Here is an 11,707-nt window from a genome sequence, read left to right as displayed (position 1 = left end):
CGGACTTATCATCGCCTCCAACGCCCCGTCAGACGGCCCCCACCGGAGGGATACGCTGGGTATGGGCAAAACGGCCAAGGACTTCTTCAGCAATATCCGCCCTTCGTGCGTGCGCACCGTGCCGCATCGAGCACGAATGTCGTGGAAGGCTCGGGAAAAGCTGTTAGCCGCGTTTTGAGGCAACGTCAGGTTTTGGCCAGTTTCTCTGCTCCCGTCAGCGCATCTCCGCTACTATCTTCTCCCCTGGAAGAACCGCACATCGGGCCGCCCGGCGCGCGTGCACTGGACACATCGCATCCGCGTCACCCCCCCCCCCGCGGGCGGTGCGCCACGACCCCGATACGCGGGGCGAAGAGACCTTTGGCGGACGCGCCCCGTAAAACGAACGGCCCAAGCGGACCCTGCCAGCGAGCGGTCAGCGAGGCGCAACGGGCTTGCTGTCTTCGGTTGCTCAGACAATCACCCGATCAATGCAGGCCACGGGATCATCAAGAATGTCGCCGCAAGGATCGGACGCCATCCGGCCGCGCGGCGCCGACATCGTGATGCCGCCCGCTGCGACAGACGTGTACACCAATCCCTGACACAGACATTGCCGCGCGCACCGAGCTGGCCCATAAACGACACCGACACTCCAAAGGAGACCCCATGTTCCACCATCCGATCCGCACTGCAACCACGCTTGCCCTGTTGTCCTGCCTCGCCATCCCCGCCGCCGCGCAGACGTTCGACCCTGCGACCATGACGCCCGAACAGCGCAACGCTTTCGGCGCCGAGGTCCGCGCCTATCTGATGGAAAACCCCGAAGTCATCATGGAGGCGGTCAGCCAGCTTGAGGCGAATCAGGCCCGGCAACAGGCCGTCGCCGACGAGCAGCTTGTGGCCGACAACGCCGATGCGCTCTTTCGCGACGGCTTTTCCTATGTCGGGGGCAATCCGGACGGCGACATAACCGTCGTCGAATTTTCCGATTACCGCTGCGGCTTTTGCCGCAAGGCCTTTGACGAGGTCGAGGAGCTGATCGAAGGCGACGGCAACATCCGCTTTGTCCTCAAGGAGCTTCCGATCCTTGGCGAAGCCTCGCTGACCTCGTCGCGCTTTGCCATCGCCACCATGATCGAATCCGGACCCGAGGCGTATAAATCCGTGCACGATGCGCTGATGACGCTGGAAGGCGAGCCGTCGGAGCCGGTTCTGCGGCGCTTGTCCGACACGCTGGGGCTGGATGCCGATACCATTCTCGCGCGGATGTCGGACGACGAAGTCAACCGGCGCATCGCCGAAACCCGCCAGCTGGCGCAGAGCATGCAGGTCAACGGCACGCCGACTTTCGTTTTCGGGAATCAGATGCTGCGCGGCTACGTCCCGCTGGACGCAATGCGCCAGATCGTCGACGAAATCCGCGACGAGGGCTAGACCGCGTCCTGCACCACGCCATCCGCCGCGCCGGGCTGAGCCATGGCCGGCAGGTCGAACCGGATCCGGGTGCCCCGCCCGCCGGGGCGCCGTTCAAGGCGCAGCTCGCCTGCGGATTGTTCGACAAAGCCGCGCACCATCGGCAGGCCCAGCCCCGCCCCCTGCCCACGCGGCTTTGTCGTAAAGTAAGGCTCGAACACGGTTGCGCTCAGGTTATCGGGAATGCCGGTTCCCTCATCGGTGAGGCTGAAGCGCACCGCCTGCCCCAACGCGTCGGGGCTGGCGCCGACCTTCAGCATGATCCGCCCCCCCTCGGGCATGGCATCGCGCGCGTTGGTGATGAGTTCCAGAATCGCAGCCTGCAGGTTGGTCGGATCGGCGAACACCGCCGGCAGATCCGGCGCCACGCAAATGTCCAGCCTGTGCCCCGGCCCCAGCAGGCGGTTCGCAAGTACCGGGATCGGTTTCATGATCTCGGCGGGGCTTTCGGAGACGGGCACCAGCCGGGCATTGCGCGACAGAGCCAGCAGGCGCGACGTCAGCTCGGCGCCGCGCCGCGCCGCGCGCTCGGCCTCGCACATCAGCTCGTCACGCTCGGAGTCGGCCACGCTCAGCCGGGCCAGTTCCATATTGCCTAGAACGACCGTGAGCAGATTGTTGAAATCATGCGCGACGCCGCCGGTAAACTGGGTCATGCTGCGTTGCCGTGCCAGCGCCTGTTCGGTCGCGACGCGGGCGTTCAGATCCTCGCGCATGTAGCGCAATTCCAGCGTGACGTGGATGAAATAGACCAGCATCGCCAGCATGCCCGCGCTGATTATCCATGTGTCGACTGCGCGCGGCGCACCGTACCACAACCAGCCGATCCGCAGCAGCACCATGATTGAAATCAGCCACAGCTCGAAGCGCAATTCGAGCCCCCCCCGCGAGCGCACCGCCATTGCATTCAGCGCCGCCGCGACCAGCAGCAGCAGCGACAGGAATCGCTCGGTCGTTCCGCCAGCAATCCACAGATCAAGCCCAAGGGCGCTGCAGATCAGCGCGGTCAGGATCTGAGTCGCCACGATGCCGCGCCCGGCCTGTCTGTCCCCTCTGTCCGGCAGACGCATCAGCGCGATATGATGCAACCCCATCGACAGGATCAGAGCGACGCACCAGCCAAGCATCGCGATCGGCTGGCCCCGCAGCGCGACAAGCGCGCAGCAGATCGCCAGCAGGACAAGTAGAGGTAGACGGCGGCCTTGAAACGGAGCGTCAAGGCGTTTCACCTCGGAATAATCGACCTGCCCATCCAGGTCCTCGCTCGGGTATGCCGCCCATGTCACGGCGCTACTCCGCAGCTTCCGTTTGCGGTTGCGCAGCATCCAGCAAGGCGGCTTTTTTCTCGACCTCTTCGACGATGTGGTCGATCATCTGATCGTTGTTCATCTTGTGGCTGGCCTTGCCCGCCAGATACACCATGCCGCTTCCGGCGCCGCCGCCGGTAAAGCCGACGTCGGTCATCAGCGCCTCGCCCGGTCCGTTGACGACGCAGCCAATGATCGACAGACTCATGGGGGTCTTGATATGTTCAAGCCGCCGCTCCAGCGTTTCGACGGTTCTGATGACGTCAAAGCCCTGGCGCGCGCAGGACGGACAGGAAATGATGTTCACACCGCGGTGGCGCAGCCCCAGAGATTTCAGGATCTCGTAGCCGACCTTGATCTCTTCGACCGGATCGGCGGACAGGCTGACGCGGATGGTATCGCCAATGCCCATCCACAAAAGCTGTCCCAGGCCAATAGCGCTTTTGATCGTGCCCGAGGTCAGCCCCCCCGCCTCGGTGATGCCAAGATGGATCGGCTTGTCGGTCACCTCGGCCAGCCCCATGTAGGCGGCAGCGCTCAGGAACACATCCGATGCCTTTACGCTGATCTTGAAATCGTGAAAGTCGTTGTCTTCCAGAATGCGGATGTGATCCAGCGCGGATTCCACCATCGCGTCCGGGCACGGCTCGCCGTATTTTTCCAGCAGGTGCCGCTCCAGCGAGCCGCCGTTGACGCCGATGCGCATCGAACAGCCGTGGTCGCGCGCGGCGGCGATCACCTCGCGCACCCGTTCGGGCGACCCGATGTTGCCGGGGTTGATACGCAGACAGGCGGCACCCGCCTCGGCGGCCTCGATACCGCGCTTGTAGTGGAAATGGATATCGGCGACGATCGGCACCGGGCTTTCGCGCACGATCTCCTTCAGCGCCTTCGCGCTTGCCTCATCGGGCACCGAAATACGCACGATGTCAGCGCCCGCCTCGGCGCAACGCTGAACCTGGTCTACGGTGGCGGCAACATCGGTGGTCACCGTGTTGGTCATGGTCTGGACCGAGATGGGCGCATCCCCACCAACGGGTACATTGCCCACCATGATGCGGCGCGATATACGCCTGTCGATGTTGCGCCAGGGACGAACTGAATTGTGGCTCATGCCGGCAGGGCCTCCGCAGAACAATGGTTTTTTCTCGGTCCTACCTAAAGCCCGCGACAAAGCAAGACCAGACAAGCTGCCTTTAGGTCAAGCGTAACGTTGTGTCACGGATCAATGATCGCCGCCCTTTACAGCATCGGGCCAGGGTCACTCGGTCAGGGCAGCGCCGTTCAACTCCGCGACAACGCGTTCCAGATCGGAATCCCGTGCGATATCGGCAAGCTCGTAAGCGGTGGTCAGGTGACCGACGGACAGGGCGAGATTCTTGGTCACCTGCCCGCGCGATCCCGCGGGCCCGTAGGTCCGCCCGTTCACCGCGAAATAAATCGCCCCGGATTCGCCGACGCGCAATGTCGCGGGGTCTTCGGTGGCGGGCAGCTTGAACGTGTCGCCGGCGTTCATGATCGCCTCGTAGATCACCGACCCATCGGCGGCGCGCACGCGGACCCAAGCCGGACGCACCGCGATCATCATGACGCCGGGGGCCGCGCCTTCAAGCACCCTCGGCTGGCCGGGAATGCCCTGGGCGCCTGCGAACTGCGCCCCGGACAGCTGCGCATGATCGGCGAGAAACCGGTCAAGATCGGCGTCCCCCGACGGATCCGCAGGCTGAAGCGCGGCGGTCAGAACCTCGGGTTCCAGCGGCAGATCGCTGGTCACGGTGCCGTCCGGGCCAACCGGCCCGAAGGTCCGACCGTTGGTCGCAAGATACACCGCGCCGGATTCACCGACATTCAGCTTGGCGCCGGGCTGGCTCGCAGGTACCGTCCAGGTGTCGCCCGCGTTCATCACACCCTCGTACAGCACGGCGCCGTTCCGACCGCGCACCCGAACCCAGGCGGGACGTACCGCAACGACGGTCACATCACCAGCGGGCGCAACAAGCCGCGCAAGGCGACGTTCGGTCCCGTCGGGGGCGGCGACGGGCGGCGGAGCGCCCATGCCGCGCTGCGCAAAGACGCCCACGGTCGACGGATCGAGAGAAGAGATCGGTGCATCGCGCGCCACCAGCACCGGCACGTCAAGCGCCTGCGGTCGGTAGAGACGGTCCATCGCTTCGGCGGAGGGGGGCGAAAACGCGCCCACACCGCCCGCGACGGCATCCTCATCATCCGCACCGGCATCCGCGCTGCCGTCGACAGGCCGGACCGCCGCGTCGAGCGGATCAAGCTCGCTCAGGACCACGGGGGTCTGATCGACCGGGGCAAGCTGGACGCGCTGAACCTCGCGCAACACCGCATAGCCGCCATAGCCGATGCCGCCGATCAGCGCGACCAGCACCAGCATCGACCCGATGGCGCCGGGTTCGATCCGCGACAACAGGCTGTCGCCGCGCGGCACGAAGGGCATGCGCGGATCCTGGAACGGGTCGCGCACCGCCGCGCGCGGCGGTGCCTCGTCCACCGTGCCGGGCGCATCGGATGCCTTGCGGATGGTCGATGCTTTCGCGGACATGCCATGCGCGACGGAAAAGCCGCTTTCGGTGCAGAACTGGCCGAAGCATTCATCGGGATCCATGCCCAGATAGCGCGAATACGACCGCACATATCCGGCAATGAACCCCGGCGTGTCGAATGCCGAAGGATCGCAGTTTTCGATGGCGGCAATATAGCTCGCCTTGATGCGCAACTCTCGCTGCACGTCAAGAAGCGACTTGCCCATGGTCGCACGCTCGCCGCGCATGACATCGCCAAGCCGCAACGAATAGTCATCAAACCCGCGCGGCCGAGGCTCGACCGCATCCGCAGGTATGCGTGAGGATTTCCGCCCGATCATGCGTTCAACCCGGTTACCGCTGTCCCAATCCCGCCCAATCACGCTTGCGCGATTCGCGATGCGTTTGTTATTGTGATTAGGCTAGCACATCACAACCGCTTTTACAGAGCGCAGGCGCTGCATGAGCGTGGTTCCGCACAATGGCGCGCCGCCCGAAAGCAAACGGATGTTAGCGCAACCCAGATGCAACTTGTCCGAATACATCAAGAAATTGGACTTTTGCGCAATTTGTTAACGGCAATTGTAAAGATATTGTCAAATAGACAAAAAAGCCGGCCACCTGGGGTGAGCGGCGCCGTTTTGGGCATCTCGATCGCGTGAAGCGAAGCGATCAGGCGCTCAACTCCTGACGGTTGAGCGCGCAATGCGACCAAAGCGCGTCGAGCGCGCGGATCAGCGTGTCGGTTTCCCGCGCGCCATGCACCGGCGACGGCGTGAAGCGCAGCCGCTCGGTGCCCCGCGGCACGGTCGGAAAATTGATCGGCTGCACATAGATTCCGTAGCCGTCCAGCAGCATGTCCGACAGCGCCTTGGTGTGCTTGGGATCGCCGACAATGACCGGCACGATGTGGCTTCCGTGGTCGATGATCGGCAGACCCATGGCCTTGAGCCGGGCCTTGAGGATGCGCGCCTGGGTCTGATGCCGCTCGCGGATCGCGCTGTCGGTCTTGAGATGGGCGATCGACGCCGCCGCCCCGGCCGCGACCGCGGGCGGGATCGACGTGGTAAAGATAAAGCCCGGCGCATAAGAGCGGATCGCGTCGCACATGCGGGTGCTGGCCGCGATATAACCGCCGAAAACGCCAAAGGCCTTGCCCAGCGTGCCGTTGATCACGTCGATTCGATGGGCAAGGTTGTCACGTTCGGCGACGCCGCCGCCGCGCGGGCCGTACATGCCCACCGCGTGCACTTCGTCAAGATAGGTCAGCGCGCCGAATTCATCGGCCAGATCGCAGATTTCGGCAATGGGGCCGAAATCGCCATCCATCGAATAAACCGATTCAAAGGCGATCAGCTTGGGCGCGCACGGATCGTCCGCCGCAAGCAGATCCCGCAGGTGGGCCACGTCATTGTGGCGAAAGATCCGCTTGGCCCCGCCGTTGCGCTTGATGCCCTCGATCATCGAGGCGTGGTTCAGCTCGTCCGAATAGATGATAAGGCCGGGAAACAGCTTGGGCAGCGTCGACAGCGTGGCATCATTGGCGATGTAGGCCGAGGAAAATACCAGCGCGGCGTCCTTGCCATGCAGGTCCGCCAGTTCCGCCTCAAGCCGCTTGTGATAGACCGTGGTGCCGGAAATGTTGCGCGTGCCACCCGACCCCGCACCCGTGGCGTCGATCGCCTCGTGCATCGCGGCCAGCACGGCGGGGTGCTGCCCCATGCCAAGGTAGTCATTGCCGCACCAGACGGTGATCGGCGTATCCGATCCGTCGGATTTGCGCCATGTCGCATGAGGAAACTGACCCTTCCTGCGTTCGATGTCGATGAAGGTGCGATAGCGGCCTTCCTCGTGCAGGCGGCTCAGGGCTTCGTCGAGCTTCGCGGTATAATCCACCGGCATCTCCTCATTCGTCATGGCCGCACTTTCTTGGTCTTCGGTCGCATCATTGGTCGTTCCGGGCTGCGCGGCGTCTCTGGAACCGTATGTCCCGCATTCACGTTCATGAACGGATAACGCTCGCGCGTGTTTCTGTCCACGCTCTACCTGCTTCTTAACTGTTGCGACGTTGATTTGCATCAAGGCCCGCGGATGGCAATGCGGCATCCTGACCGGGATGGATTGCCGCTGGTGTGCGCGGATCGGCGACGCGATGCCGGCCCACGGGTGGTCTCGGGGTCGTGACAGCGGGCGCGGGCGGGCGCACTGGACACACCTCGCGCCGCTGATAGGGTCGCGCGAAAGTGACCGCGAAAGGATCCCGCATGTCTGACGACTCTGTTCTGGCCCCCGTTCTTGCCCGCATCGACGCCGATCTGCCCGCCGCAACCGACCGGCTGATCGACCTGCTGCGAATCCCGTCGATCTCGACCGATCCCGCGTACAAGGCCGATTGCGACCGCGCTGCCGACTGGCTTGTCGCCGATCTGGCCTCGCTTGGCGTGAAAGCCGAAAAGCGCGCGACGCCGGGTCATCCGATGGTGGTGGGCCATGTCGACGGCCCCGCCGACGGCACCGGACCGCACATCCTGTTTTACGGTCACTACGACGTGCAACCGGTCGATCCGCTCGACCTGTGGGCGCGCGATCCGTTCGACGCCGCCATCGAGGACACTGCAAAAGGCAAGGTCATCCGGGGCCGGGGCGCCGCCGATGACAAGGGCCAGCTGATGACATTCATCGAGGCTTGCCGCGCCTGGAAGGCCGAGCACGGCACCCTGCCCTGCAAGATCACCTTCTTTCTTGAAGGCGAAGAGGAATCCGGCTCGCCCTCGCTTGTGCCCTTCATGACTGAAAACGCCGACGAGCTGAAAGCCGAGCTGGCGCTGATCTGCGACACCGGGCTGTTCGAATCGCGCGTGCCCGCGATCATGACCATGCTGCGTGGCCTGCTGGGCGAGGAATTCACCATCACCGGCCCCGACAAGGATCTGCATTCGGGCATGTACGGCGGGCTGGCGATGAACCCCGCGCGGGTCATGACACGCATCCTTGGCAATCTGTTCGATGACGACGGTGTCATCCAGGTGCCCGCGCTTTACGAGGGCGTGCCCGAACTGTCGCCCGAACTGAAGGCGCAGTGGGACGGGCTGGACTTCGATCACGCGCAATTTCTGGGCGATGTCGGCCTGTCGATCCCTGCGGGCGAAACATCCGTGACCCCGCTGGAAATGATCTGGGCGCGCCCCACCGCCGAGATCAACGGCATGTGGTCGGGCTATACCGGCGCGGGGTTCAAGACGGTGCTGCCGTCGCAAGCTTCGGCCAAGATCAGCTTTCGCCTTGTGGGCACGCAGGATCCGTACGCCATCCGCAAGAATTTCCGCGCCTGGGTCGAGGCACAGCTGCCCGGCGATTGCAAGATCGCATGGAAGGACCACAGCTGTTCGCCCGCCTCGCAGATGTCCACCGATCACCCCGCCTTCGAGGCGGCGCGCCGGGCATTGACCGATGAATGGCCCGATCCCGCCGCCTATGCGGGCTGCGGCGGGTCGATTCCCATCGCGGGGTATTTCAAGTCGATCCTGGGCATGGATGCGATGCTGGTCGGCTGGGGCAAGGACGATGACCAGATCCATTCGCCCAACGAGAAATACGACCTTGAAAGCTTTCACAAGGGCACCCGCAGCTGGGCGCGCATTCTGGCGGCGATGGCGGGCTGACGGCGGCCCCTGTCGTACAAAGCCATTCGCAAAGGGCACGCTCCGGCGTGCCCTTTCGCATTGCAGCGTTAACCAAATGGACGCGTCAGCGCCCAAAAGGTTAACGGTCTTGCCAGCGCACGCCCGTCAGACAGGGCAGGCCGTGCCGCAACCGATAAAATCGACGCGATAAATCCCCTGCCCGGTCGCAATCGCCCCACAGGAGCGCCACAATTCCCTCCTACCCCTTAATCCGTTCAGAAAGAACCCGAGGCAACCGCCGCGAAAGGGCCCCCCGGACAACGGGTCCCCAAGAGACCGGTCACCCGGGCATGTGTTCGGTGATCGTGTTGAAAAGAAAATGACATCGAAGGGCCAGGGACAAAGCTGATGCCAAGATACGCTTTCCGCAAGATGACACGTCAGGATTTCAACTCCCGCGTCAAACGCATCGATCCATATTATGCCAGCGGCAACAGCAGCAACGCGTCGGTGCTGAACGCCGACACCGCGCGCCCGTTCCTGTGGTTGCTCGTGGGGTTTGGCTGGGCGTATGTCTGCCTTGCCGTGGCCCGCAATCGCGACGTCATCGAACACAGCCTGTTGCAAGGCCGCCTTGCGCACGAACATCATGCCTATGTGTTTTACGGACTCGCCGCGATGCTGGGGATTTCCGCAGTCATGCTGGCCATCCATTTCGTACGCTACACTTTTACCGACAAGCGCAGCGCGACCAAGGGAAATTCGGGCGGGCTGCTGTTCGGGGCGATGATTGCCGCCGGCATCGTCTACACCCCCGCAAGCGTGTTCGAAGCCGCCTTCGGTCTGCTTGACGACAACTCGCGCTCGCTGATCGTCGCCGCGACCGAAGCGGTGCCCGTCGATTTCGGCTCTGTCGCCTTCGTGTCCTCCGCCGGCGGGCACTAACGGGGCAGCCCCAGCCCGGCGGCGCGCCTAGAACAGCCCGAAGAACCGTTCGGGCAGTTCGTATTGCACGTCGTAATCCGGCCGGTCGAATTGCCAGAACCCGGTGTCGCCCCGGGGCTTCCAACTGCGCCGCATGCGCTTGCGCACCCGCCCCAGATCAAACCCGTCCTGCAGTTTCAGATCGGCAAAACCCGCAAAGACCGCGCGGTCGTTGCCGCGCGCCTCGGCGAACCAATGGCGCCCGATGGCGGCATCTTGCAGCGGGGCACCCACGTCCTGCGTCATGGCATTGCGCCGGTCCATGGTCTGCGCATAGAGCGCGGCATCGCAGAACTTGAGATGGAACAGATACAGAGGATCGGGTGCGAACAGCCTGGACGCCTGGGTGAAATGCCCCCCGCGCGCGATCTTGGTGCCCAGTGAAATCACGCAGGGTTTGGAATAATGCGGCGCGGGGCGCACATGACGGCGCGGCCCCAGAACGGCAACGCCAAGCGGGTCGGGTTCAACCTCGGGCCGGTGGATCACCTCCAGCCCCAGCGGTGTCAGCACCCGGCGCAGCGGCTGGCCCGCCAGCCAGTCCAGCAGGCCGCCCTCCTGCGGGTCCAGCACCACCAGTTCATCCACATCGCCTACGATGACGTGGTCATAGTAGCTGCGCAGCCCGGTCACCAACCCGTTCAGCAGCCGCCAGCGTTTCATGTCGAAATTCGGGTGCGGATCGCCGGGGATGGCGATCACGTTGCAGCCCCGCGCCAGCTGCGCGACCTCGGGGGACCGGCCATGGTTGACCACGGTGCAGTTTTCGCGCCCCAGCAGACCGCCGTAATACCGCACCCAAGTCTTCAGAAAGAACGCATCGTCGCGCACCATGGTGATTGCCGTGCAAATGCTCTGCATCGTGGCTTTCCGTTTTCTGTTACCGGCTGTTCGTGTCAGGTCCTGACCGTGGCCCGGTCGACGGCTGCGCCGGGGTGACACGAACCTTAGCCGCGCGATACGGGAAAGGCTATCGCGCCAGAGCGCAGGGGCTGATAGCCTTGCCGCAGCTGAAAAAAAGCCCGGCACAGGCGCGCGCATGATTTCCGAACACTTCCCCGAGACCGGCTGGCAGATCGCCCATGATGGCGCCCCGGTCACCCGCTATCAGGTCTTTGGCGAGCGTTCGTCGGGCACGAATTTCGTCAAGCGGCTGCTTGGGCGCAACACCGCGCTGGCCCCGACAGAGGCGCTTGGCTGGAAACACGCCCTGCCCCATATGACCGTGATTCCGGCGGATACGGCGGTGGTCTGCGTCGTGCGCCACGCCGAAGACTGGGCGCGCTCGATGCATGCCAGGCCCTGGCACTGCCCGCCTGACATGCAGGCCCTGGACTTTGCCGCGTTCCTGCGCGCCCGCTGGGGCACCGTCGCCGATCGCGCCCGGTATTTTCCGCAGGTCCGGACGCTTGGCGGTCAGGGGCGCCCCCTGCAGCTGGACCGCCACCCGCTGACCGGGCTGGCCTATGCCAATCTGTTCCAGCTGCGCCGCACCAAGCTGGAAGGGCTGCTGAGCTTTTTCAACCGGGGCTGCACGGTGGTGCTGTGCCGGCTTGAGGCGGTCCAGGGCGCGCCCAGGGATTTTGTCGCCGCCATCGAGTCGCGCTTTGCCCTGCCATCCGCGCCCGAAGGCTATCGCCCGGTGACCAAGCGGCTTGGCTCGCGGTTCGTGGCGTCGCTGGACCCGCGCCCCGCGACGCCCCCAGGGCTGTCGGACGAAGACCGCACGTTTTTGCGCAGCCAGCTCGATCTGGGGCGCGAGGACGCGCTTGGCTATCGCTATTAGGGG

General features: G+C 64.3%; 8 protein-coding genes and 2 pseudogenes. 4 read left to right on the top strand and 6 right to left on the bottom strand.

What is annotated here, in order from left to right; translation table 11 throughout:
• Positions 1-648 precede the first annotated feature (648 nt).
• Positions 649-1,416: a DsbA family protein gene (locus tag ATI53_RS05525; protein ID WP_009503328.1), complete on the top strand. Its 768-nt coding sequence runs from the start codon at positions 649-651 to the stop codon at positions 1,414-1,416.
• On the opposite strand, the gene ATI53_RS05520 is transcribed toward ATI53_RS05525, so the two are convergent.
• From ATI53_RS05520 to hemA, 5 genes and pseudogenes are all read right to left on the bottom strand, one after another.
• Positions 1,413-2,741 carry a sensor histidine kinase gene (locus ATI53_RS05520; protein ID WP_170134529.1) on the bottom strand — a complete coding sequence of 443 codons (1,329 nt, stop codon included), beginning with the start codon at positions 2,739-2,741 and terminating at the stop codon, positions 1,413-1,415. The two genes, ATI53_RS05525 and ATI53_RS05520, sit on opposite strands and share 4 nt — an antisense overlap.
• Positions 2,742-2,745: 4 nt before the next feature.
• Positions 2,746-3,876 (bottom strand): flavodoxin-dependent (E)-4-hydroxy-3-methylbut-2-enyl-diphosphate synthase, encoded by a 1,131-nt coding sequence (gene ispG, locus ATI53_RS05515; protein ID WP_009503326.1) that lies wholly within the window; start codon positions 3,874-3,876, stop codon positions 2,746-2,748.
• 147 nt (positions 3,877-4,023) lie between these two features.
• Positions 4,024-4,329, bottom strand: a pseudogene (locus tag ATI53_RS24350) (DUF4115 domain-containing protein); the annotation flags it as partial.
• A 216-nt stretch (positions 4,330-4,545) separates the two neighbouring features.
• Positions 4,546-5,559: pseudogene (locus ATI53_RS24345) on the bottom strand (helix-turn-helix domain-containing protein); the annotation flags it as partial.
• 424 nt (positions 5,560-5,983) lie between these two features.
• Positions 5,984-7,207, bottom strand: a complete 1,224-nt coding sequence (hemA, locus tag ATI53_RS05505) for a 5-aminolevulinate synthase (RefSeq protein WP_009503324.1) — start codon at positions 7,205-7,207, stop codon at positions 5,984-5,986.
• Positions 7,208-7,575: 368 nt separating this feature from the next.
• Here hemA and ATI53_RS05500 point away from each other — a divergent pair, with 368 nt between their 5' ends.
• Together ATI53_RS05500 and ATI53_RS05495 are read left to right on the top strand one after the other, a co-directional pair.
• A complete protein-coding gene (locus ATI53_RS05500; RefSeq protein ID WP_009503323.1) occupies positions 7,576-8,973 on the top strand; it encodes a M20/M25/M40 family metallo-hydrolase in 1,398 nt (465 codons plus the stop codon).
• Between the two features lie 369 nt (positions 8,974-9,342).
• Positions 9,343-9,879 (top strand): hypothetical protein, encoded by a 537-nt coding sequence (locus ATI53_RS05495; protein ID WP_111549895.1) that lies wholly within the window; start codon positions 9,343-9,345, stop codon positions 9,877-9,879.
• Between the two features lie 27 nt (positions 9,880-9,906).
• Here the strand turns inward: ATI53_RS05495 and ATI53_RS05490 are convergent, their stop codons facing one another.
• On the bottom strand, positions 9,907-10,779 hold the full coding sequence (locus tag ATI53_RS05490) for a glycosyltransferase family 2 protein (RefSeq protein ID WP_111549894.1): 873 nt from the start codon (positions 10,777-10,779) through the stop codon (positions 9,907-9,909).
• A gap of 178 nt (positions 10,780-10,957) precedes the next feature.
• On the opposite strand from ATI53_RS05490, the gene ATI53_RS05485 reads away from it, so the two are divergent.
• Positions 10,958-11,704, top strand: a complete 747-nt coding sequence (locus ATI53_RS05485) for a hypothetical protein (RefSeq protein ID WP_111549893.1) — start codon at positions 10,958-10,960, stop codon at positions 11,702-11,704.
• The last annotated feature ends 3 nt before the right edge of the window (positions 11,705-11,707 follow it).

This window comes from Salipiger aestuarii (genome assembly GCF_003259905.1).
In the GTDB taxonomy this organism is placed as follows: Bacteria; Pseudomonadota; Alphaproteobacteria; order Rhodobacterales; family Rhodobacteraceae; genus Salipiger; species Salipiger aestuarii.
Note: the sequence above shows the minus strand (reverse complement) of the source record. Positions and strands in the feature narration are given on the sequence as shown.

Excerpts from the sequence above, each read along its gene's own strand:
- ATI53_RS05485 (WP_111549893.1), top strand. The coding sequence starts at position 10,958 with ATGATTTCCGAACACTTCCCCGAGACCGGCTGGCAGATCGCCCATGAT.
- ispG (WP_009503326.1), bottom strand. The coding sequence starts at position 3,876 with ATGAGCCACAATTCAGTTCGTCCCTGGCGCAACATCGACAGGCGTATA.
- ATI53_RS05495 (WP_111549895.1), top strand. The coding sequence starts at position 9,343 with ATGCCAAGATACGCTTTCCGCAAGATGACACGTCAGGATTTCAACTCC.
- ATI53_RS05525 (WP_009503328.1), top strand. The coding sequence starts at position 649 with ATGTTCCACCATCCGATCCGCACTGCAACCACGCTTGCCCTGTTGTCC.
- ATI53_RS05500 (WP_009503323.1), top strand. The coding sequence starts at position 7,576 with ATGTCTGACGACTCTGTTCTGGCCCCCGTTCTTGCCCGCATCGACGCC.
- ATI53_RS05490 (WP_111549894.1), bottom strand. The coding sequence starts at position 10,779 with ATGCAGAGCATTTGCACGGCAATCACCATGGTGCGCGACGATGCGTTC.